24 protein-coding genes are annotated in these 22516 nt (G+C 59.6%); 10 read left to right on the plus strand and 14 right to left on the minus strand.

Annotated features, from left to right (window positions below; genetic code table 11):
- Nucleotides 1-5: 5 nt before the first annotated feature.
- On the minus strand, nucleotides 6-233 hold the full coding sequence (locus FHT97_RS03640; RefSeq protein WP_016552945.1) for a DUF2007 domain-containing protein: 228 nt from the start codon (nucleotides 231-233) through the stop codon (nucleotides 6-8).
- Between the two features lie 108 nt (nucleotides 234-341).
- Between FHT97_RS03640 and FHT97_RS03645 the strand changes: the two genes are divergently transcribed.
- From FHT97_RS03645 to moaB, 4 genes are all read left to right on the plus strand, one after another.
- Nucleotides 342-1358 carry a polyprenyl synthetase family protein gene (locus FHT97_RS03645; RefSeq protein WP_016552944.1) on the plus strand — a complete coding sequence of 339 codons (1017 nt, stop codon included), beginning with the start codon at nucleotides 342-344 and terminating at the stop codon, nucleotides 1356-1358.
- A gap of 129 nt (nucleotides 1359-1487) precedes the next feature.
- Nucleotides 1488-3317: a tetratricopeptide repeat protein gene (locus tag FHT97_RS03650; RefSeq protein ID WP_183752357.1), complete on the plus strand. Its 1830-nt coding sequence runs from the start codon at nucleotides 1488-1490 to the stop codon at nucleotides 3315-3317.
- Nucleotides 3318-3323: 6 nt separating this feature from the next.
- A complete protein-coding gene (locus FHT97_RS03655; RefSeq protein ID WP_183859985.1) occupies nucleotides 3324-4232 on the plus strand; it encodes a 4-(cytidine 5'-diphospho)-2-C-methyl-D-erythritol kinase in 909 nt (302 codons plus the stop codon).
- Nucleotides 4216-4767, plus strand: coding sequence for a molybdenum cofactor biosynthesis protein B (moaB, locus tag FHT97_RS03660; protein WP_183859987.1), 552 nt, complete (start codon nucleotides 4216-4218; stop codon nucleotides 4765-4767). The genes FHT97_RS03655 and moaB overlap by 17 nt, the downstream gene beginning before the upstream one ends.
- Before the next feature lie 30 nt (nucleotides 4768-4797).
- Here the strand turns inward: moaB and FHT97_RS03665 are convergent, their stop codons facing one another.
- Complete coding sequence (locus FHT97_RS03665; RefSeq protein WP_183752362.1) at nucleotides 4798-5115, minus strand: hypothetical protein; 318 nt, start codon at nucleotides 5113-5115, stop codon at nucleotides 4798-4800.
- A 176-nt stretch (nucleotides 5116-5291) separates the two neighbouring features.
- On the minus strand, nucleotides 5292-5810 hold the full coding sequence (locus FHT97_RS03670) for a glycosyl transferase (protein ID WP_183859989.1): 519 nt from the start codon (nucleotides 5808-5810) through the stop codon (nucleotides 5292-5294).
- A gap of 137 nt (nucleotides 5811-5947) precedes the next feature.
- Between FHT97_RS03670 and FHT97_RS03675 the strand changes: the two genes are divergently transcribed.
- Both FHT97_RS03675 and FHT97_RS03680 read left to right on the plus strand, forming a co-directional pair.
- Nucleotides 5948-7105, plus strand: a complete 1158-nt coding sequence (locus FHT97_RS03675; RefSeq protein ID WP_183859991.1) for a PA0069 family radical SAM protein — start codon at nucleotides 5948-5950, stop codon at nucleotides 7103-7105.
- Between the two features lie 111 nt (nucleotides 7106-7216).
- The gene (locus FHT97_RS03680; protein WP_183752367.1) at nucleotides 7217-7906 is read left to right on the plus strand and encodes a ribonuclease HII; all 690 of its coding nucleotides are present in this window, start codon (nucleotides 7217-7219) and stop codon (nucleotides 7904-7906) included.
- Nucleotides 7907-7986: 80 nt separating this feature from the next.
- On the opposite strand, the gene FHT97_RS03685 is transcribed toward FHT97_RS03680, so the two are convergent.
- The 11 genes from FHT97_RS03685 to FHT97_RS03735 form a co-directional block, all read right to left on the minus strand.
- Nucleotides 7987-8478, minus strand: coding sequence for a F0F1 ATP synthase subunit B (locus tag FHT97_RS03685; protein ID WP_114711695.1), 492 nt, complete (start codon nucleotides 8476-8478; stop codon nucleotides 7987-7989).
- 3 nt (nucleotides 8479-8481) lie between these two features.
- The gene (locus FHT97_RS03690) at nucleotides 8482-9108 is read right to left on the minus strand and encodes a F0F1 ATP synthase subunit B (RefSeq protein ID WP_183752376.1); all 627 of its coding nucleotides are present in this window, start codon (nucleotides 9106-9108) and stop codon (nucleotides 8482-8484) included.
- A gap of 78 nt (nucleotides 9109-9186) precedes the next feature.
- Nucleotides 9187-9414 carry a F0F1 ATP synthase subunit C gene (locus FHT97_RS03695; protein ID WP_016552934.1) on the minus strand — a complete coding sequence of 76 codons (228 nt, stop codon included), beginning with the start codon at nucleotides 9412-9414 and terminating at the stop codon, nucleotides 9187-9189.
- Between the two features lie 69 nt (nucleotides 9415-9483).
- Entirely contained in the window at nucleotides 9484-10236 is a 753-nt protein-coding gene (locus FHT97_RS03700) for a F0F1 ATP synthase subunit A (RefSeq protein WP_016552933.1), read from the minus strand.
- Between the two features lie 73 nt (nucleotides 10237-10309).
- A complete protein-coding gene (locus tag FHT97_RS03705) occupies nucleotides 10310-10654 on the minus strand; it encodes an AtpZ/AtpI family protein (protein ID WP_183752378.1) in 345 nt (114 codons plus the stop codon).
- 281 nt (nucleotides 10655-10935) lie between these two features.
- Nucleotides 10936-12114 (minus strand): cell wall hydrolase, encoded by a 1179-nt coding sequence (locus FHT97_RS03710; RefSeq protein WP_183859993.1) that lies wholly within the window; start codon nucleotides 12112-12114, stop codon nucleotides 10936-10938.
- Between the two features lie 161 nt (nucleotides 12115-12275).
- Nucleotides 12276-14174, minus strand: a complete 1899-nt coding sequence (locus FHT97_RS03715; protein WP_016552930.1) for a potassium transporter Kup — start codon at nucleotides 14172-14174, stop codon at nucleotides 12276-12278.
- 18 nt (nucleotides 14175-14192) lie between these two features.
- Complete coding sequence (locus FHT97_RS03720; RefSeq protein WP_183860744.1) at nucleotides 14193-15167, minus strand: magnesium transporter CorA family protein; 975 nt, start codon at nucleotides 15165-15167, stop codon at nucleotides 14193-14195.
- 397 nt (nucleotides 15168-15564) lie between these two features.
- Nucleotides 15565-16719, minus strand: a complete 1155-nt coding sequence (gene apbC / locus FHT97_RS03725) for an iron-sulfur cluster carrier protein ApbC (protein WP_183859995.1) — start codon at nucleotides 16717-16719, stop codon at nucleotides 15565-15567.
- 506 nt (nucleotides 16720-17225) lie between these two features.
- On the minus strand, nucleotides 17226-17957 hold the full coding sequence (locus FHT97_RS03730) for an autoinducer binding domain-containing protein (RefSeq protein ID WP_183859997.1): 732 nt from the start codon (nucleotides 17955-17957) through the stop codon (nucleotides 17226-17228).
- A gap of 198 nt (nucleotides 17958-18155) precedes the next feature.
- Complete coding sequence (locus tag FHT97_RS03735; RefSeq protein ID WP_183859999.1) at nucleotides 18156-18950, minus strand: IclR family transcriptional regulator; 795 nt, start codon at nucleotides 18948-18950, stop codon at nucleotides 18156-18158.
- 103 nt (nucleotides 18951-19053) lie between these two features.
- Between FHT97_RS03735 and FHT97_RS03740 the strand changes: the two genes are divergently transcribed.
- Genes FHT97_RS03740 through FHT97_RS03755 form a run of 4 tightly spaced genes read left to right on the plus strand, consistent with a single transcriptional unit; the run spans nucleotide 19054 to nucleotide 22282 of the window.
- The gene (locus tag FHT97_RS03740) at nucleotides 19054-19824 is read left to right on the plus strand and encodes an SDR family oxidoreductase (protein WP_183860001.1); all 771 of its coding nucleotides are present in this window, start codon (nucleotides 19054-19056) and stop codon (nucleotides 19822-19824) included.
- Complete coding sequence (locus FHT97_RS03745) at nucleotides 19824-20741, plus strand: 2-dehydro-3-deoxygalactonokinase (protein ID WP_183860003.1); 918 nt, start codon at nucleotides 19824-19826, stop codon at nucleotides 20739-20741. Before FHT97_RS03740 ends, FHT97_RS03745 begins: the two co-directional genes overlap by 1 nt.
- 15 nt (nucleotides 20742-20756) lie before the next feature.
- A complete protein-coding gene (locus FHT97_RS03750) occupies nucleotides 20757-21389 on the plus strand; it encodes a 2-dehydro-3-deoxy-6-phosphogalactonate aldolase (RefSeq protein WP_183752391.1) in 633 nt (210 codons plus the stop codon).
- 5 nt (nucleotides 21390-21394) lie between these two features.
- Nucleotides 21395-22282 carry an SMP-30/gluconolactonase/LRE family protein gene (locus tag FHT97_RS03755; RefSeq protein ID WP_183860005.1) on the plus strand — a complete coding sequence of 296 codons (888 nt, stop codon included), beginning with the start codon at nucleotides 21395-21397 and terminating at the stop codon, nucleotides 22280-22282.
- The last annotated feature ends 234 nt before the right edge of the window (nucleotides 22283-22516 follow it).

Below are 22516 nucleotides of genomic sequence, written 5' to 3' on the forward strand. Positions count from 1 at the left end.
TAGACTCACTTCGGAGCGCGCAGTTCGCCGCCTAGTCCGGCATCCACCAGAATGCGTCGCGCTCGATCGGCTTGTTCGTCATCGACAAGGAGTCGGCGCGGCAGCATGCCGAGCGACCCTTCCAGAATGCTCATGCCCTGATCGGCGATGAAGCAGTGAATACCGGCATCCTTCAGCAGACTTTCCGCGAAGGAGAGCAGCACGGGATCGTTGGCGCGAATAAGTTCATGCATTTGCGGGAAAATCCCTTTCAAATTTGCGCGACGCGACAATTCACCCCTTGCCGCGCCAATCGCCCCTTTCTATTGTCGAACTCAATAATTTAACAGGAGTCCGGGTCGTTGGGCGTGGTCATACCGCTTGAAGAAAGCAAAAACAAACTGGCATCCGTCAAGCCGCTGGTCGATTTGACCAAGGCGGACATGGAGCGGGTGAACCAGCTTATCCTTTCCAAGGCCGGCTCCGACGTCCAGATGATTCCCGAGGTGGCCAACCATCTCATCTCGTCCGGCGGCAAGCGTCTGCGTCCGATGCTGACTTTGGCGTCGGCCGCATTGTTCGGCTACAAGGGCGAGAACCACATCAAGCTCGCGACATCCGTCGAGTTCATGCACACGGCGACGTTGCTGCATGATGATGTCGTCGATGAAAGCGACCTTCGTCGGGGCAAGTCCACGGCCCGCATGATCTGGGGCAACCAGGCAAGCGTGCTCGTCGGCGACTTCCTGCTCGGCCAGGCGTTCCGTATGATGGTGGATGTCGGCTCGCTCGATGCGCTGGACGTCCTCTCCGCGGCCGCTTGCGTGATCGCCGAAGGCGAAGTGCTGCAGCTCTCCGTCGCCAAGAACATGGAAACGACTGAAGACGATTACCTTGCCGTTATCCGGGCCAAGACGGCGGCATTGTTCGCCGCGGCTGCCGAAGTCGGCCCAATCGTCGCCGATGCCGGCAAATCCGGGCGCAACGCGCTGAAATCCTACGGCATGAACCTCGGCCTTGCCTTCCAGCTCGTCGACGACGCGCTTGACTACGGCGGCAAGGCAGCCGATCTCGGCAAGAATGTCGGCGACGACTTCCGCGAAGGCAAGATCACGCTACCGGTTATCTTGGCCTATCGCCGCGGGACCGAGGAAGAACGGGCCTTCTGGCGACAAGCCATTGAAGGCGGCGAGAGCAGCGATCAGCATCTCGAAAAGGCGCTTGGCCTGATTACCAAGTATGGCACGCTGAACGATACCATTGCCCGCGCGGTTCATTACGGGACGATCGCACGCGATGCGCTCGCGCCGCTTCCGGACACGGCATGGAAATCGGCTCTGATGGAAGTCATCGACTTCTGCATCGAGCGCGTCAACTAATCGACGGTCACTGATCGCGGACTGATTTTATTGCAGGACCGCTTCAAAAAAGCCATCCTGTTGTGAGTCAGTCAATTCAACTGATTTGCAGCCGGACGAGGCCGGCTGCCCGACAAGAGAGGTTTTCTAATGCGGCAAAAACTTGCCATCCGTCTTCTTTCGAGCGCAGCCATGGCAGCGGTCATCTCGCTGGCAGCGCTCGGCGGCGTGAATGCCGAAGAGACGGCCAAGAAGGACGATGCCGCCACAGTAATCTTCGATCCGGATAGCGTCACGAGCTTCTCCGGCGCATTTTTGGCTGCCCGGACTGCCGACGTCGATCACGATTACGAGACGGCGATCGAGTTGTACAAGAAGGCGCTGCAGATCGAGCCTGGCAATCCGGAAATTCGCCAGCGCCTGATGATCTCGCTGCTTCTGAACGGCGACATCAAGGACGGCGTGAAATACGCCAACGATCTCAAGGGCGACCCGACGGTCGAGCGCATCACGACGATCGTGCGCAGCATGGATGCCATTCGTCGCGGCGAATACAAGACGGCTGAATCGCTCCTGAAATATACCGGGCCGAACGATCTCGACCGCATGATGAACGATCTGCTTGCCGCCTGGGCTCGCGTCGGCTCCGGCCGTGGCAAGGATGCCCTGTCGATGGTGCAGAGGATGAAGGGACCGGATTGGGTCGGTATCTTCAAGTCTTATAATGCCGGGGCAATCGCGATCGTGAACGGCGACGTCAAGGCCGCCCGTCAGAACCTCAACGATGCCGTGCTCGACAAGGACGGCGGCGCGACGGCGCCTGATACCTTCATGCGCGCTGTCATGGCGCTTGCCCGCCTGGAAGCCTCGCAGGGCAACAAGCAGAAGGCGCTGGACGCGATTTCCGTCGGAGACAACCTGCTGCCCAACTACGCTCCGCTGAACGCGTTGCGCCAAAGCATCGAAAAGGGCGAAAAGCAGGAACAGCAGGTTCAGACTGCCAAGCAGGGAGCGGCCGGCGTCCTATTCTCCATCGGCGGCGCGCTGAACCGCGACGGGGCTGAAGACATCGTTTCGCTTTATCTGCAGACCGCGAAGACGCTTGATCCGGACAGTGCTGATACGCTTGTCATGCTTGGCGGCATTGCCGAGAAGCAGGAGCAGATGGACCGCGCGATTGCTCTCTACAAGCAGGTGCCAGAGACCTCGCCGATGCGCCGCATCTCCGAACTTCAGCTCGGCCTTGCCCTGGCTCAAGGCGGCAAGGTGGAAGAAGCACGCAAGCACCTGCAGAGCCTGATCGCCTCGGATCCGAAGGACGTTCGCAGCTACCTCGCTTATGGCAGCGTACTGTCGGATGCGAAGGATTATGCCGCGATGGCCGACAATTACGACAAGGCGGTCGAAGTCCTTGGTCCACTACCCGGCAGGAGCGCATGGACAGTCTTCTTCCAGCGCGGCATCGCCTATGAACGCCTCAAGAAGTGGGACCAGGCCGAGCCGAATTTCCGCAAGGCGCTGGCGCTCAATCCGGACCAGCCGCAAGTGCTGAACTACCTCGGCTACTCCTGGATCGACATGAACCGGAACCTCGATGAGGGACTGGCGATGATCAAGAAGGCCGTCGATCTGAGGCCCGACGACGGTTACATCATCGACTCGCTCGGTTGGGCCTACTTCCGACTGAACCGCTTCGATGACGCGGTTAACGAGTTGGAGAAGGCCGCTCAGATCAAGGCTGGCGACGCCACGATCAACGACCATCTGGGCGATGCCTACTGGCGTGTCGGGCGCAAACTCGAAGCCGTCTACCAATGGAACCGTGCGCTGAGCTCGGAGCCTGAGGCCGCCGAGATCCCGAAGATCAAGGAAAAGATCGCCAACGGCTTGCCGCAGGATACCGACAGCTCAAGGGCCGCCGACAAAAAGCAGCCGGACCCGGCGCCCGTCGAGCCGAAGCCCACGGATAAGAAGTCCTGATAGGCGATGCCAACGGCGAGTTTGCGCGATGACGTGACCGTCATCGAGGACGCTCCGGCAAAGATCAATCTGGCCCTGCATGTGACGGGCCAGAGATCTGATGGATACCATCTCCTCGATATGTTGGTGACCTTCACCCGGCATGGAGATCGGTTGCAGTTTACGCCGGCCCAGCAGGACGAATTCGAGATCTCCGGGCGCTTCGCCGAAGCGCTTGGCGACAGCCGTGACGACAATCTTGTCCTTAAGGCCCGAGATTTTTTGCGCGACGCGATCGCTCGCGAGGGTGGCAGCACTCCCTCCGTCCGGATCCAGCTCCAGAAGAACCTTCCGATCGCGTCGGGGATCGGCGGCGGCTCGGCGGATGCCGCGGCGACGCTTCGCGGTCTGATGAAGCTGTGGGACGCGTCGCTTCCGCCTGAGACAGTTGCGGCAATCGCCGTTCGCCTTGGCGCCGACGTGCCGATGTGCCTGGCCAGTCAGCCGCTTGTCGCCCGGGGCATCGGCGAGAAAATCACCCTCCTCAACGACATGCCGATCTTTGCCATCGTACTGGCAAACCCTCTGAAGGGTGTATCGACGCCGGAAGTCTTCCGTAAGCTGACAACAAAGACCAATCCGCCGCTCGACATGGCACCTCGCCCTAGCTGGGTAGAGACGATAGGCGCGATGCGCAACGACCTTGAGCCGGTCGCGCGTGAGATACTGCCTGAGATCGCCGAAATCTCGGCGATGCTCAGGACGCAGGGAGCCTCGCTCGTTCGTATGTCAGGCTCCGGCGCCACGTGCTACGGCATTTTTGCGTCGCTTGCAGCGGCTCAAGGCGCGGCTGCGATGCTTCACAACGACCGGCCGGACTGGTATTTCGAAGCAACGGAAACGATTGCTGGAGGTCGTGATGCCAGGGCTGGATGAGACGCGAACCTTCATTCCGGTTGGCATTGCCGTGCTGACGGTCTCGGATACGCGGACGCTTTCCGATGATCGCTCCGGCGATACGCTGGCTGCCAGAATCAAGGAGGCGGGCCACCGGCTGATCGATCGTGCGATCGTTCCCGATGATCGGCTGGCAATCGCCTCGCGCGTCAAGGCCTGGACGGAACGAGACGATATCGACGTCGTGATCACGACGGGAGGAACGGGTTTTACCGGCCGCGACGTTACGCCGGAGGCTCTGGAGCCGCTTTTCGAGAAGAAGATGGACGGCTTTTCGGCGGTCTTCCACCGCATCTCCTACGACAAGATCGGCACCTCGACCATTCAGTCCAGAGCCACGGCAGGCGTTGCCAACGCAACCTTCATCTTCGTCCTGCCGGGCTCCCCCGGCGCCTGCAAGGATGCCTGGGACGGCATCCTGAAATCCCAGCTCGACTATCGCCACATGCCCTGCAACTTCGTGGAGATCATGCCGCGCCTCGACGAGCATCTGAAGCGCGGCGCCGGCAAGTAAGGATCTTCTCCGGCCACACAGTCCGTCGTGCTATGTCCCAATGCCCGGCAGGTTGGGCATCGTTTCCCAACTATCGCCCGACAGCAGAAGGCAGCTTATGCCTCTGGTATCGGTAATGAGCAGCGTCCACGTGCCGCTCTGCGCAGCGTAGACCTCAAGCATGGCGTTCTGATTGACCAGTCCGACTGCCGTCAGCCTTTCGGCAAAGTTCTTGTCGAGAAAATTGACGACCTCGGATCGGGCTGCGCAACTGCGCATCATCTGCGATGCTGCCGAATGCGGATGCGCGATCATCAATGTCGCCAATATGACCGCCGATACAAGGCCGTGGATCATATTGCGTTTCATGACGCACCTCCCTTTGCCGGATAACCGGCAGAAGAGGAGACTTCCGCTGACCTGTTCTGCCGTCTGCCGGCATTCCATGGTCGACCGTCACGAAGCGCGGCGCTCGGGCGGCGCCATGACCGAATTATAGCGCGAAATCGTATCGGGCGCCATTATTGCGGAGATGGAGATAACCGCTATCGGGCGGCGCGCGCGACCCAGGATGGAATCAGCTCGCTGGAAAGCTTCCGCAGCTTCTGCCCCTTTGCGAATTCGGAAAGGCGCATGCCGCTTCTTGCGGTTGCCACCGCCTGCTTCTTGGGAAGGAGAAGTCCAAGTTCCAGTGGCGAAGAGGCCCGGCTAATACGCTGCAGGAAAGGCCGCCGGTATCCACGCGACGCGGTGAACCGCGCCGGCAGCTTGTTGAGGGCCATATACTCAGCAATCTCATCGATCCAGCCGGTCTGCGGTCGTGCCCCCGGCTCCACGAAAAGCAACCATTCGCCTCGCGCAGAGTGCACTATATCCTTGATATCCCATTGCGAATGAAAGCGGCAGCCGGCGGCGTCGGCCACCCGCGACGTCCCGTCCCGCGAGTCATGGTCCAGCACCACCACGTCGCTGACGAGCCCCTCCACCGCGCCTGCAACCAACACCGATAACGTCTGCGCCAGCTCAGGTTCCTGATCCTGGCATTCCAGTACTACTGTCAACATTGCCTATTCATAGAGCGCCGCACAAAATTTTGCCAGCGGCACTTTCCTCATTTTGTTCTTGCATTGTTCTCATTTTATCGATAGGAATTTAATCATCAAAACGGACGAAAGCAAAGCTTTCGCCAGCGGAGAATCCGATGAACGAGCAGTCCCTTGCAGGGCAGGCCGCATTCGCGCCTGCCAATACGGCAGATATTGCCGATGCGATGATCGTATCTGCCGGCTTGCGGATCGATGTCGACCGTCGCCGCGGACGTGCGGCGGGATTGAATCCAAGCGGACGTTTCGAACCTATGCGCCGGGAGGCCATCGATGATGGCTGGCAGAATCTTGAAGACCTGCCGCCGTTCAAGACCGAGGTTCAGATCGAGAAGCCTCGGACGGCAATCACCCGCAACGAGTCACCGGACATTCCCTTCGACCGCTCGATCAATCCCTATCGCGGCTGCGAGCACGGCTGCATCTACTGCTTCGCGCGGCCAACGCACGCCTATATGGGGCTTTCCGCCGGTCTCGACTTTGAAGCCAAGCTCTTTGCGAAGCCGGATGCAGCCAAGCTGCTGGAACGTGAACTGGCAAAGCCCGGCTATAAGCCGCGCGTGATCGCGATCGGCACCAACACCGATCCCTACCAGCCGATCGAGAAGGAATGGCGCATCATGCGGCAGATTCTCGAGGTGCTTGAGAAGGCGAACCATCCGGTTTCGATCGTCACCAAATCGGCGATGATCATGCGCGACCTCGATATTCTCTCGGCGATGGCGGAGAGGAATCTCGTCCGCGTGTCACTGTCGGTCACCACGCTCGACCGAAAGCTCGCGCGGACGATGGAGCCCCGCGCCTCGACCCCCACGCGTCGGCTGGAAGCCATCCGCGCCCTCTCAGAGGCAGGCATCCAGACATCGGTGATGGCTGCCCCGATGATTCCGGCGCTCAACGACCATGAACTCGAGCGTATCTTGGAGTCAGCCCATGCGGCGGGTGCTACAGAGGCGGGCTATGTCATCCTGCGTCTGCCGCTCGAAGTCTCGCCGCTATTTCGGGACTGGCTGCTGCAGAATTATCCCGACCGCTACCGGCATGTCATGTCGCTCGTCCGCTCGATGCGCGGCGGCAAGGATTACGACGCGGAGTTCGGCAAGCGAATGAAGGGCGCTGGGCCTTACGCTTGGCAGATTGCGCGCCGTTTCGAAATGGCGACGAAACGGCTCGGCATGACCCGCCGCAGCATGCCGTTGCGGGATGATCTCTTCGTTCCGCCCGATGGCAGCGGCGTGCAGCTTTCGCTGCTTTGATTTTTCCAGCTTCGCGGATGGTCGCCCTGCCCTTCCGCGCTCAAGTCCCCGGCCCGCCGCCCTGATCCGGGGACTTGCAGGAAATCGGGTTGGCGTGCGAGGGTCAGCCGCATGAAACGTCGCACGCCACCCGATTCTCCTATGCTTTTCGAAGACGTCCCCCTCGTGCCGGATTTTCGGCTCGAGCTGAAGGCGCGCAAGGCTGGCCACTGGCCGGTCGCCGGCGCGGATGAAGCTGGACGCGGTCCTCTCGCTGGCCCAGTGGTCGCAGCCGCCGTCATCCTCGACCCCAAGCGTATTCCCGATGGCTTGAACGATTCGAAGCAGCTTTCGGCACAGAAGCGCGAGGAGCTCTTTGCGCAGATCCTCGCGACCGCAACGGTGTCGATCGCCTCGTCAAGTTCTACACGCATCGATGAAACGGATATCCGCAAGGCGAGCCTGGATGCCATGCGGCGTGCCATCTGTGGCTTGTCGATCCCTGCTAGCTATGTGCTGACAGACGGCCTCGATGTGCCGCCTGGCCTTCTCTGCCCCGGCCAGGCTGTCGTCAAGGGAGACGCGCGCTCCGTCTCGATCGCCGCAGCCTCCATCGTCGCCAAGGTGACGCGCGACCGCATGATGGCGCGTGCCGACAGTACGTTTCCCGCTTATGGCTTTGCTGCGCATGTCGGCTATGGCACCGCGCAACACCGCGCCGGCATCGAGAAGCACGGTCCGTGCTCGCTGCATCGCATGACCTTCAGCCCGCTGAAGAAGGTGCAGGGCGTCGATATCGATGTCGATATCGGAATCGACTGATCTCGCTTACCGACGACAACTAAGGTCCCAAACTAAAAAAGCCCCGCAAAGCGGGGCTTTTCGAAAGCGTAATGCTCACCTTAGTTGAGGCGGCTCTTGACGTTACCGATGGCGTCGCTGAAGAGCTCGGACTGAACCTTCGTGTCTGCCTTCTTCGCCAGAACGTTCTCGGCAGCGGCAATAGCCAGATCGACGGCAGCGGAACGAACAGCCTTCATCGCGTCGGCTTCAGCCTGCTTGATCTTCTGTTCGGAAACGGCCGTGCGGTTGGCAACGAATTCTTCCGTTTTCTTCTTGGCTTCAGCCGTCAGCATTTCGGCTTCGCGCTCGGCCGCAGCAACGATGTGTGCGGCTTCGGCTTCAGCTTCCTTGCGCTTGCGCTGATACTCGGCCAGCAGATGCTGGGCCTCTTCACGCAGACGCTTGGCTTCCGACAGTTCGTTGCGGATCTGATCAGCACGGTCGTCCAGCGACTTTGCCATCATACCCGGAACCTTCAGGTAGACAACCAGCGCCAGGAACAGGACGAGGCCGACAAATGCGAAGAATGTTGCGTCGAGTGCAAATTCCATCGATCAAGCCCCCTTCTTGATGTCTGCAACCGCAGCGGCAACATCTGCCTTCGCGGAGGTGCCGATCAGCTGTTCTACGACGGCGGTTGCGGTTTCTTCAGCGATCGCACCGACGTCCGCGAACGCCTTCGCCTTGATGTCGGCGATGCGGCCTTCGGCAGCCTTCAGCTTTTCAGCCAGGCTTGCTTCAACGGCCTTGCGGTCGGCTTCGGCCTTCAGCTTGGCAGCGTCGCGGGCTGCGGTACCGATCGAATTTGACTTGGCGCGGGCTGCGGCCAGCTCGGCTTCGTAAGCGGCAACGTCGGCGTCGGCCTCCGCCTTCAGGCGGCTTGCCTCACCGAGATCCTGCGAGATGCGGCTGTGGCGCTGCTCGAGAATATTGCCGATGCGCGGTGCGATGACCTTTTGCATGAGCACGAAGAAGGCGACAAACGTAATCGCCAGCCACAGCAGCTGCGAGGGGTAGGTCTTCGCATCGAAAGGCGGGAATACGCCGCCACCATGATGCTCGGCTGGTACGCCGGTCTCGGTGTGGACATCGCCTGCAGCCGGGGCGGCATGCGCGTCTGCACCAGTTTCTGCGGTTCCCGCCGGGGCCTCTTCGGCGTAAGCCGGGGTCACAAAAAACATGCTCACCTCCAGGTGTACTGCAAATGCAAAGGATCACGGCATGCGGGCTGCAGGCCGTGATCCTTCAATGCGCCTGTATTAAACGGCGAAGAGCAGGAGGAGAGCGACGAGCAGCGAGAAGATGCCCAGAGCTTCCGTAACGGCGAAGCCGAAAACCAGACGGCCGAACTGGCTGTCAGCGGCAGACGGGTTGCGCAGCGCGCCGGACAGGTAGCTGCCGAAGATGTTGCCGAGGCCGAGAGCCGTACCGGCCATACCGAGGCAAGCCAGACCTGCGCCGATGTACTTTGCTGCGATGGGATCCATATTTTCACTCCTTTGAAATGGTTGTTACGGCGAATTGACTGACGCCCATGGACGTCAACATCGGTATCCTTAGTGGCCGCCCGGATGGATCGCGTCATTGAGGTACATGCAAGTCAGCACCGCAAAGACGTAAGCCTGGAGGAAGGCAACGAGGAACTCGAGACCGGTCAGGGCGACCGTCATGATGAGGGGAAGGATGGCACCGCCAACGCCGAGCGCACCCAGCGCTCCAAGCGAGGCGACGAAGCCTGCGAACACCTTCAGGGTGATGTGGCCAGCCAGCATGTTGGCGAAAAGACGAACGGAGAGCGAAATCGGGCGGGAGAGGAAGGAGATGATTTCGATCGACACGACCAGCGGCAGAAGAATGCCCGGAACGCCCTGCGGCACGAAGATATTCAGGAAGTGGAAGCCGTGCTTATAGAAACCGTAGACCAGAACCGTACCGATGACGAGCAGCGCCAGCGCGAAGGTCACGATGATCTGGCTGGTGATCGTGAAGAAGTACGGGAACATGCCGAGCAGGTTTGCAGTCAGCACGAACATGAAGAGCGAGAAAACCAATGGGAAGAACTTCATCCCCTTGGACCCGGCGCCTTCCTTCAGCATGTTGGCGATGAACTCGTAGGACATCTCGGCCACCGACTGGGAACGGCCCGGCACGATCGCCCGATTCGACGTCGAGAAGTACAGAAAGCCAGCAGCGACGGCAGCAGAGGCCACCATGAAGAGCGATGCATTCGTAAACGAGAAATCAATTCCACCGACTTCGATCGGCACAATCTTCTGGATCAGGAACTGATGGGTCGGATCGTTAGACACCGCTTGTTCTCTCTATCTTTAGCCCGCGCAAGACGGGATTATTGCACTGGATCGAACGCCGGAGCGCCCTGCCCTATTTTCCACCATTCTCGCGGCCGGTCGGATCTGGCTTTGCAACCTTCCCCGCAGCCCGCAGAACGTTCAATACACCGGCACAAAATCCGAGAAGAAGAAGAACAATCAATCCCCAAGGCGCCGTGCCGACAAAACGGTCGAGGACATAGCCAAGAACGGCACCGACAACGATAGCGGAGATGAATTCGCTCGAAAGCTTCATCGCCTGGGCATAGCCTTTGCGGCTCGCCTCGGCGCTGGCTTCGATAGCCTCTTCCTTCCCCGCTTCAACACGCTTGGTTGCGAGCTCCGCCCCCAATTGCGCCCGGCGCTTTTCTAGACCTTCCTCGCGGTCGTCCGTCATGGTGCTCTCCTCCGCCAGCCGCTGTCCGCGATCCCGCTACCCCGGTTTTCCGGACAACGACCCCAAGGTTTGAGAACCTTTCGGCCCGTTCTGAAGTCGCGCGCAACATAGTTTTAGCAAAAAGCATAGTCAAGGCGTAGGCAGTCGATGTCCAGCCATAAAATAGACAAGAGAAAACATACGCTTAGGCCGATCCTGGCGAGGTTAGCCAAAATCGACCGAAAGAATCCGCTTTCGCGTGCAGCGATGAGACGCGAAATCGCGCTGAGATCGGCTTTTCCTCAGCTCCAGCCGCCGCCGTAGGTGCGGTAGAAGACGTGCAGGCCGATGCGGCCGACCTTTTCCATCGTCTTTGCCCATTTCGGGCGGACGTAGACAGCATGATAATGCGTTGCCGAGCCTACCTGCGGGAACCAGATCTTGCCGGCGGTAACAGCCATGGCGACTTCGCGGGCGATTCTCCAATGATACTGCGAGTTCACACGATCCTTGATATTGTCGCAGGCAAAGGAGAATTGGCAGCGATTGCGCCAATCCTCGTTCTGGTAGACGACGCCGCAGATGGTCTTCGGGTAGGCGGGATTGCGAACGCGATTGAGAATGACCTGGGCGACAGCCGCTTGTCCCTTCACCGTTTCGCCACGCGCTTCGAAGTAAATACCGGACGCCAAGCACTGCTGCTCGGCTGCCGAGAATACTGAAGGCGGCAGAATGCTTGCCGCCCAAGCGTGATCGCGCGGACCGATCTGCGGCACGAAGCGGCCATCGTCGGCCTTGTCGGTCAAAATCGAATCGAACGGCGACTGGCGAGCGTAGTCCGGAGCGGCCGGCGCATATGCCGTCGCCAGGACATCGGCCTTGGAGTTGGTCACGAGACCGGCCAGCATCGGTGAGACGCCGCGATCCGGTCTCGGCGGCTCCTTCTTGTAGAAATTCGTGGCGATCTGGATTTCCTTACCCTTGATCTTAGGCTTCACGAAAGCCGACCGATCCTTCAGGTCCAAGCTCGGCTGAAAGAGCAGGCGTGTTCTCTGGAGAATAGAGCCGGCGGAAAAATCCTTGGGCGGCTGCACCTTTTCAACAGCGACGACGCGGCCCTTCTTGAGTGGGCGATTGACGCGGTCTTCGTCCGGCGAGGCCCCATGCCCCTTCTCCTTCGCCATGAAGGCGACCTTGCGGCCGTCGGGCAGAACCATGCCTGCCCCGGCCGCGATCGTGCCGGTCACAACAGGATCGGCAAAGGTCAGCTCCGCCTGATGGATCGAGCCGGCCGGCGAATTGGTGAGCACCATCCGCCAGTTCTCCCGACCCTGATCGAGGCCGGCAAGCAAGGCAGCGAGGTCCGCATGAGACGCCACAGTCGGCGACATCAGCCATCCGCAGACGCCGAAGAGCGCGGGGGAACTCCAATTTTGAAGCAAGAGGCGCAGCTTGCCACGGGAACGGCTATTTCGACGCAACGCGAAGACTCCGGCATGAGACGCATGAACATGCCGTTGAAAATGTCTCATTAACCTTGATGCTTGGTTAATGCGGATGCCGCGCGACGGCGAAAGCATTAGCAACAGGCAAAATAAAAGCCCGGTCGATGCCGGGCTCCTATTGAAATGATTTTGCTCGCTTAAATAATGACGTGCGAGCCGAGCTCCACGACGCGGTTTGCGGGCAGCCGGAAGTAGTCCGACGGATTTGCCGCGGCATTGGCAAGCGCGATGTAGAGGCGGTCCTGCCAGTAGGGCATACCGGACTTGGCATCGGGAACCAGCTTGCGGCGACCGAGATAGAAAGACGTCGACATGATGTCGAACTTCAGCCCGGTCTTCCGCAGCGTCGCAAGCGCCTGAGAGACATTCTGCGATTCCATGAAGCCGAACAGCAACTCGACGCGCGAGAAGCGCTCTGAGATCTGCTCGACCTTGTAGCGATCGGCGCTCGACACGCGCGGCTTGTTGATCGTGCGAATGGTCAGGATGACGTTCTTGTCGTGCAGAACGTGATTGTGCTTCAGATTGTGCAGCAGCGCCGCGGGTGCCGATTCCGGATCGCTGGTCAAGAAGATCGCGGTGCCGGGCACCTGCGCCGGGGAATGGTCGCTCTTGCGCTCGATTGAACTGACGAAAGACGCGAGCGGGATGTCGGTATGGCGAGTCTTCTCGAGGAGAAGCGCCGAGCCGCGGCGCCACGTCCACATGATGATCGTAAACACGGCCGCAATCAGCACCGGAATATAGCCACCATCGTGAATCTTCAGCAGGTTGGCGCCCAGGAAGATCATTTCCAGACAAAGCAGCGGCGCAAGCGCCGCAGTTGCAACCAGGATCGACCAATTCCAGCGGACGCGGACAAACTCGAAGGCCATGATCGAGGTGACGACCATCGCGCCTGTCACCGAGATGCCGTAGGCGATTGCCAGCGCATCCGATGTCTTGAAGCTGATGACGAGGAAGATGACGCCAAAGAAAAGCACCGCATTTACAGACGGGACAAAAATCTGCCCCGTATTCGTCTCGGAGGTAAAGAGAACCTCCATCCGCGGCAGGAAGCCGAGGTTGATGCCCTGGCGGACGAGCGAGAAAGCACCCGTGATGACGGCCTGGCTGGCGATGATTGTGGCGGCAGTCGCCAGGATGACGACCGGCAGCAACGCCCACTGCGGGTACATCAAGTAGAAGGGATCCGACATCGCTGCGGGATTGCCGAGAACGAGAGCGCCCTGCCCCAGATAGTTCAGCGTCAACGCAGGGAAGACCAACGCAAACCAGGCCCACTGGATCGGCCGACGGCCAAAGTGGCCAAGGTCAGCATAAAGCGCTTCCGCACCCGTCACGGTCAGGAACACCGCGCCGAGCACGACGACACCATAGAATCCTTCGTGCAGCAGAAAGCTGACTGCATAGTAAGGATTGAAGGCGGCGAGGATGCCGAAGTCATCGGAGATATGCGAAATGCCCGCGGCGGCCATCACGATGAACCAGAGCGCGGTGATAGGTCCGAAGAAACGGGCCATGGCACCGGTCCCCCGCGACTGGACTGCAAACAGCAACGCCAGGATGAAAACGGAAATCGGCACGATGTAACTGGTCAGACTTGGCGCCACGAGCTTCAGACCTTCGACGGCCGACAATACCGAGAGCGCCGGCGTGATCATCGCATCGCCAAGGAACAGCGCCGCCCCAACAAGGCCGAGCAGCATCAGCATCGCGGTATGCCCGTTTGCGGTCTTCATCAACAACGCAAGCAGGGAAAGCGTACCGCCCTCGCCTTCGTTGTCGGCGCGCAACAGGAAGAGCACGTACTTGATGGTGACGATAATGGTCAGGGCCCAGATCATCAGCGAGATGAGGCTGATGACCTCGAAGCGAGTGAGGCCGTCGATCGCGACGGGCTTCAACGCTTCGCGGAATGCGTAGAGCGGGCTGGTACCGATATCGCCATAGACGACGCCAACGGAGCCGAGCGCAAGGTAGAACAGCTTGCGCGGCTTCATTTTACGTTCGTGTGAATGGCTGCCTTCGTGCATGAAATGAAAACAGGCTCTTCAGAGCCAGCCTTTCCATCGAAAAAAGAAGAAGGGAATGATGGCGGATAACACCATCAGCCCAATCGAATACGGATATCCGTGGGCGAAGTGCAGTTCCGGCATGAATTCGAAATTCATACCGTAGATGGAGGCGACCAGGGTCGGCGGCAAGAACACCACGGACGCGATCGAAAAAATCTTGATGATCGAGTTCTGCTCGATGTTGATCAGGCCAAGCGAGGCGTCGAGCAGGAAGGTAATATTGCCAGCGATGAAGGACGCATGCTCGTTGAGCGACTGAATATCGCGAGAGACCGTCCGGCAGAGTTCCTTGGTGTCACGATCCTGCTGGACCGCGGGGACATTATAGAAAAACGTCATCAGCCGCGACAGCGACGCGAGACTATCGCGGATCTTGCTGACGAGGCGATGATGGCCGGCAATGTCCCTAAGCTTCTCTTCGAGATAGTTCGACGGCTTGCGAACCTTCCTCGCACGGTCGCCAAACACATGCGTCGACAGAATGTCGATACGGGCAACCGAAAGCTCCAGGATTTCCGCGGTGCGATCGATGACGGTTTCAAAGAGCTTAGCCAGCAGTGCCGCACCGCTCCGCCACTGTTGCGGTACGCGATGAAGCGCGGCGATGAATAGTGAAAAGGACTTCGGCTGTGCGTAGCGGATCGTGACCATCCGTTTGCCAACCAGGATGAAGGCAACGTCGGTCAGGGTCGGCGCGTCCGTTTCTACCTTCCAGACGAGAGACGCCGTCATGAACACGGCATCGTTTTCGACGTAGAGGCGGGCCGACGGTTCGATATCCTTGAGATCATCGCGTGTCGGGACTTCGATGCCCAGCACCCTTTCGACGAACATCTCCTCGTCACGCGATGGCTCGACCAGGTCGATCCACATGACGTCGTCGCGCAAGGAACCTTGCGACAAATCGCGAATTTCAACCGGCTTGCAATCGGAACAGTAGGCCGCGATCACCGGTTGGACCTCCGGTAATCCGGGCGTGTTGCGCACATCGCTGTCTTCATCGAACGCCCTTCCACGGCGCGCTGCCCGCGAGAGCGCGTGGGATGCAAGTTCCAGATTGTAACGAAAGCGATTGAAGAAAGTTCATATGACTCCCGGCACATCCGGCGACCGCCGAGATATGCAACGTGCTCAACCGCATCGCAGTCACCAATCCTTCGACCAAGATAACTCCGAGTATGCAGGCGGCCAGTCCCACCGGCCATCATCGAGCATTCGCAACACGCCGCCCTCATGGCGACGGCGCGCCATATGACGGAAAGCTGCGAAAGAATCAAGACATCTTACGTTCACCGCGCCGTTTGACCACATTTCCTCCGCAATTGGGAGTCTAGCGGCGGCGAAGCATTCACTCGAAAACGATGGCCGGCGCGGCCTTCTGCGGCTGCACGTCGAGCTGCTGCCAGACCTTGGCGGCGATCTCGCGATAGATGCCGGCGACGATGCCGTTGGGCTCCGTTGCAACCAGCGGCGTTCCGGCGTCGGAGGTCTCGCGAATGTTCATCGTCAACGGCACTTCGCCGAGGAAAGGCACGCCGATGCGTTCAGCTTCCTTGCGAGCGCCGCCATGACCAAAGATATCGTAACGCGTGCCCGTGTCGGGGGCGATGAAATAGCTCATGTTCTCGACGATGCCGAGCACGGGAACCTCGACCTTCTTGAACATGTTCAATCCCTTGCGGGCATCGACGAGCGCGAGATCCTGAGGTGTCGAAACGATGACGGCGCCCGCGAGCGGTACCTGCTGCGCCATCGTCAGCTGCGCATCGCCTGTGCCCGGCGGCATATCGACGACAAGGACATCTAGTTCGCCCCAGGCAACCTCACGCAGCATCTGCATCAGCGCCGATTGCACCATGGGGCCACGCCAGATCATTGCCGTCTCCTCGTCGACGAGGAAGCCCATTGACATCACCTTCAGCCCGTAATTTTCCATGGGGTTGATGATGCGGCCATCGATCTGGGTGGGGCGGCCGGAGATCTTGAGCAGGCGCGGCATCGACGGGCCGTAAATATCGGCGTCGAGAATGCCGACCCGCAAGCCATTGGCCTGGAGGCCGAGCGCAAGGTTGACGGCGGTCGTGGATTTTCCCACACCGCCCTTGCCGGAGGCAACGGCGATGATCGAGCCAATACCGGGAACGCCGAGCTTGCCGGCGCGGGGCTGCTGTTGCGGCGCGTGGGCATGGCCGTGATGCTCATGTCCAGCCTGCGGCTGCGGGCGCGAGACCGGCGCCGAACCCGCACCAGCCTTCTTGTCCGCCGTCAGCGCAACCAAGGCTCCCTTGACACCCGGCATCTCCTTGATGACCCGTTCGGCGGCGAGACGAAGAGGCTCCAGCTCCTTGGCGTTCTCCGCAGGGACCGTAATGGAGAAATAGACCTTGCCGTCGGAAATGAAGACATCAGAGACCATGCCGAGCTCGACGATATCGTGTTCGAGATCGGGTCCGCGGACCGTCTTCAGCGTTTCGAGAACTTGTTCCTTGGTGACGCCGGTCATTCCATCCTCACTGCCTATGTTGGCATTCTAGATAGAGGAGCGCCGCGTCTTCGCCAAACAAAATCGGCGGTCGACGCAGCAAATGAGGAGCGAGTTCAACCGGAAGGCCGATGCGTCCATCAAGTCCGCCGGGCTTTCGCCCTGATGGTTACAACAGCCTTCCGGGATACCGAGGCAAGCCTTGCCACCTAGAGCAAGCACGGCAAAAGGCCAGTATAAAACGTGCATCGGGCGCTGAAGGTTTAGGGTTTGCGGGCGGCGGCGTGTCCCAAAAGCAACAACCGCCGCCGACGCCTTAGCCCGAGATCAGACATAGTAGCGTCGGCCGACGGTGTGCGGGTCGCGCCGTTTATCCGGCGTCGTGACCAGGTCCCCTCTGGACCGCTGCAAACAAAGAAGCAGAAAACGTGCCAGATGGCAAACATCCGCGAAAGCCGATGTGCACCGGTTACAAAGTCGTGCGCATTGGTGAAGTTTTAGGCGCGCGAGCCCAGAATTTGCCCACCCTACTTTATGAGTCCGATCCGCAATGCCTTGGCGACGGCCTGCGTACGGTTCACAGTATCGAGCTTCTTGGTCGCACGGTTGAGATAGTGGTTCACCGTGTGCTCGGACAGCGTGAGGATTTCCGCAATCTCGACACTGGTCTTGCCGGCGGCAGTCCAGTTCAGGCAGTCAATCTCTCTGTCAGTCAGGGTTTCCGTGACCCTGTTGTCGTGGCTGCGAATTTCCGCCAATCGGTCGAAGACGTGGATGGAAATATAGTGGAGTTCGCGCATTTCCTCCGCGCTGAATGCCTCACGGTCACCCGAAAACGATACAGCACCCCGGCTGCCAGAGGGCTCATGCGCCGGGAAATAGGCACAACGCATCATGCGGAAACGTTCAAAGAGGGCCTTGACGATCCCTGCCTTGCCATCGGGCCTTTCCAGCTTTACCTGCGACACGTCGTTGAAGAACGGCGTGGTCGAGGTCCGCAGCCGCTTCATGACCGGACTATTGGCCACCAGCCCCTCATGGTCGTAAGCCGCCAGCAATTCCACTGGCCAACTCGAGATGACTGTACTGTTCTGCAGATTGACGGCTGTCACCGAGGGAATGTTGAAGACCATGAAGGCCCGCGCTCGATAGGCTTCCGTCACTTTCTTCATGAAGCGGAAAATATCGAACTGCGTTTTCAGTCCGGCGATCTCGCTAACGTGGACGTCCACGGAAGATCCTGGCTGCGATGGATTCATTTATTTATTCAACTCGAATAGATGGAATGTCTGATGGATGTCGTCTCGTCGTCGCAGCTAAGTTTGCATCGCCGGTTAACGATTAACCCAGCACATACACCCCAAGACGGGGGATTGACGAGCGTAAATTGTGATGATTCGTCAGAAAATCACAATATTTTAAGCTTCAACCTTGTATTGGGCGACATTGAGTAAGGTTTAGCGGCGTGGACCAAGTCCAATGCGCATGGCTTCTCTGATCTGTTCTGCCGTCTTCCGGATCGGGGCCGCCCATTCCGAAAGCCTTTCCATCGTAAGCCGATAAGCCGGCCCGGTTACCGATACACCACCGACAAGCGAAAGGTTTTCGGACCAGATAGGGGCGGCGACACAGCGAATGCCGACTTCGTGCTCCTCACGGTCGAAGGCATGACCTTGCTTGCGTATTTCCTCGATCTCGGCAAGGAGAGTGTCCGCCGTATGCGTATTTGCGGTGAACTGGTGGAAGGCAAGGTCGGCCACCAGTGCCGCAACCCGCTCTCTCGGCAATATCGACAGGGCTGCCTTGCCGACACCTGTACAGTAAACCGGCGAGGTGTTGCCAATCTGCGAGTACATTCTGACAGGCTGCTGGCCTTCGAACTTGTCGAGGTAGATGATCGAGCTGCCGCGAAGCACACCAAGATGAACCGTTTCGCCCGTCAGATCCTGGAGGGCCCTGAGGTGAGGCTCGGCTATGAGGCGAAACTCGTTGCGCGCCCAGCTGCGAGAGGCGAGATCCAAAAGCCGCAAGCCAGATGAGTAGCGGCCGTCGGCATCGATCTCAAGAAGACCTTCTTCGACGAGATGGCTTAGCTGACGATGAAGCGTGCCGCGCGGCTGATCTGAAAGCGCCAATATGTCCGTGAACCGCATGGGACCGTCGGCATGGGTCACCACGTCGAGAAGGACCATCAGCTTGCCGAGGGTGCCGGTGTCGCGCCGCCCGAGCTCATTCTCTTTTGCCGCACTCATCGTCGCCCCAAATACCTTGACAGAGAGGCCACGCTAGTCGGATAATTCCACATAGTCAAATAGAGTTCCAAATAATAGAACAGAATAGCGTCGGGAGGACGTAGTGACGGCTATGCTTGCGCAGTTTCCTGAATTCAGGGATCGAAGCGTGCTGATTACCGGAGGCGGGTCCGGCATCGGGGCAGCGATTGTCGAGGGGTTCGCCCGGCAAGGGGCCAAGGTTTCGTTCATTGACGTCGCCGAGGCGGAAAGCCATGACCTCGTCGAACGGCTGTCGCGCGACACCCTTCACCCGGTTCGCTTCCACAAGGCGGATTTGCGTGACGTTGCAGAGATCCGCAGGACGGTCGATGAGGTCGTCGCTCACTCCGGCCCAATCAGCGTTCTCGTCAACAATGCCGCGCGCGACGACCGGCACGATTTCGAGGCCGTGACCGAGGAATACTGGGACGACAACCAGGCGACCAACCTGCGCCATGTCTTCTTCACGACCCAGGCTGTTGCGCCCTCGATGCGCGAAGCAGGCGGCGGTGCGGTCATCAACATGTCGTCGATTGCTTTTCTGCTCAACATGCCGGAATTTCCCGCCTATTCGACGGCGAAAGCCGGCGTGATCGGGCTGACAAAGAGCCTGGCCGGCAAGCTTGGGCCTGACAACATCCGCGTCAATTGCATCCTGCCGGGCATGATCGTGACGGATCGTCAGATGAAACTCTGGCTCACCGAGGAAGGCATTGCGCGGACGGTGCATCGCCAGTGCATCAAGAAAGTTCTGCACGCCGACGCGATCATCGGACCGTGCCTGTTTCTGGCGTCAAGCTGCGCGGCAGCAATCAGCGCACAATCTCTTATTGTCGATGGAGGCATTTTCTGATGACGGATCCCGCTTATGTCGCGGTAGATTGGGGAACAAGCAGTTTTCGGCTCTGGCTGATCGCCAAGGATGGCAGCATCCTGGGCGAAAGCCGCAGCAATGAGGGTATGACGACGGCTGCAAAAACCGGCTTCGCCGAGGTTCTCGCCTCGCATCTGGCCAAGGTGAGTGCGCCGGAAAATCTTCCGGTCATCATCTGCGGCATGGCAGGTGCAAAGCAGGGATGGGTCGAGGCGGGCTATATCGACGTTCCGGCATCATTGTCCTCAATTCTGACGGGCGCAGTCGTTGTGCCCGGCCAACGCCGCGATGTCCGTATCCTTCCAGGCCTTGCCCAGAGAGATCAGGCAAGGCCCGACGTCATGCGCGGAGAGGAAACGCAGCTTCTCGGCACGCTTGGTCCGGCAAGCACCGGATCACAGGCAGTGTGCATGCCGGGCACGCATTCAAAGTGGGTCCACGTAAGGGATGGGCGGGTTACCGGCTTCTCCAGCTTCATGACCGGTGAGCTTTTCGACGCGATCTCCAAGCACACGATCCTGTCGCACGCCGTCGCCGGGGCCGATCAGTCGCCGGCAGACGAGGTCGCCTTCGAAAGTGCGATCAAGGCTGCCTATGAGCAGCCGGCAATGGCGACCAACCTCTTCTTTACGGCGCGCTCCGGCCAGCTGCTGCATAGTTTGAGCGCTGCCGCAGCACAGGCCAAGATCTCCGGAACGCTCATCGGGCTGGAAATCGCCGGCGCCATGACAAATGCGGGAGCCGGCGTCAGCATCACGCTCGTTGCCGCGGGCCGGCTGCAAGGCCTTTATGAAGCGGCCTTCAAGGCACTATCTCTGTCCTATAAGACCATTGACGCTGATACGGCAGTCCGTGGCGGCCTTGCTGCCGCCGCCAAAGCCATTTGGCCGAATTAAGAAAGCACCGAAGCAATGAACCGCATCCCCTTCCCCACGATGAAGCGTCCACTGATCGCCATTCTGCGCGGCATCAAACCCGAAGAAACCGAAAGCGTGGTCGGCGCGCTGATCGAAAACGGGTTGACCGCCATCGAGATCCCGCTGAACTCGCCGGAACCCTTCAAGTCGATCGAAATCGCAGCGAAGATGGCGCCGGCCGATTGCCTGATCGGCGCCGGCACCGTGCTGACCACGGAGGCGGTCGACAGCCTCCATTCCGCCGGTGGCAAGCTGCTTGTCACCCCAAACGTCGAGCCCGAAGTGATCATTCTTGCGCGCAACTATGGGATGGTCACCATGCCGGGTGTCTTCACGCCGACGGAAGCGCTGGCGGCAGCCCGTGCAGGCGCGACTGGCTTGAAATTCTTCCCCGCCAGCGTGCTCGGCCCTGCCGGCATCACCGCGATCCGCGCAATTCTGCCGCCGGAGCTGGTGATCGCTGCCGTTGGCGGCGTTTCAGACAAGAATTTCTCCGAGTACACCAAGGCTGGCATTCATGCGTTCGGCCTCGGCACCAGCCTCTACAAGCCGGGAATGACCGCAGCGGAGGTTGCCGAGCGTGCGAAGGCGACCATTTACGCCTATGACGCAGCGGTAGGAGCTTAAGGCGTATGACGGAAATTCACGAGTTCGCAGGCAAGACCCTTTGCAGCACCAACTCCGTGCTTGGAGAAGGCCCCACCTACGATCCGGACACGAACACGGTCTGGTGGTTCAATATCATCGGCAAGGAGTTGCACGAACTGAACCTCTCCACCGAGGAGAAGAAAGTGCACGCACTGCCGATGATGGCGAGCGTGCTCGCTCGCATAGATGCTGGGCGGCAGTTGCTTGCCACCGAACAGGGTCTTTTCATTCGTGATACCAAGAGCGGCAATCTCACCTTTTATGCGGCCCTCGAAAACGACAATCTGGATAACCGCTCGAACGACGGCCGTACACATTCTTCCGGTGCATTGTGGATCGGCACGATGAGCAAGCGCGCGGAAAATCGCGCGGGCGCCATCTATCACGTGGCCGGTGGTCGCGTGACCAGGATCTTCGACGGCATCAGCATTCCGAATTCAATCTGCTTTTCGCCGGACGGCACGATTGGCTACTTCACCGACACACGCCTCAGCCGCCTGATGAGGGTGATGGTTGATCCGCAGACGGGTCTGCCGACCGGGGAGCCGATTGTGCTGGTGGATACTATGGATGAGCCGGGTGGACTCGACGGTTCGGTCGTCGACGCCGACGGATACATCTGGAATGCGCGGTGGGGTGCGGGCGCCGTTGATCGATACAGCCCGGATGGACTGCGCATCTCCCGCTACAAGGTACCCGCCGCCCAGCCCTCCTGTCCCGCTTTCATCGGGAAGAATGGCGATCGGCTTGCCGTCACCACGGCATGGGAGGGACTGGATGACGACGCGCGGTCCATGCAACCGCAGGCCGGTTCGCTGCTCGAGCTAGAGGTCACGGTGAAGGGGATTTTTGATCCCGTTTACGCGATCTGACGCGACACACGTCGAAGTCACCAGGGCGTCCTCCGCGGGCGCCCTTTTTGTTTTCGATTCATTTGATAGCTGAGATGCCTGTAGCATTTTCGCTAAAAGTTCCGCAAAATTAGCAATTTTTGCGCGATTTTTTTCGGGAACCAATAGAAATGCCATTCATTTCAAAAGGGAGCCGGCCGGTGGCTACCGCCTGCGCAAGCTGGCGGGACACGGGCTAGAGATCACTATTTGAAC

Origin of the sequence: Rhizobium sp. BK399 (assembly GCF_014194695.1) — a bacterium.
Classification (GTDB): Bacteria; Pseudomonadota; Alphaproteobacteria; order Rhizobiales; family Rhizobiaceae; genus Rhizobium.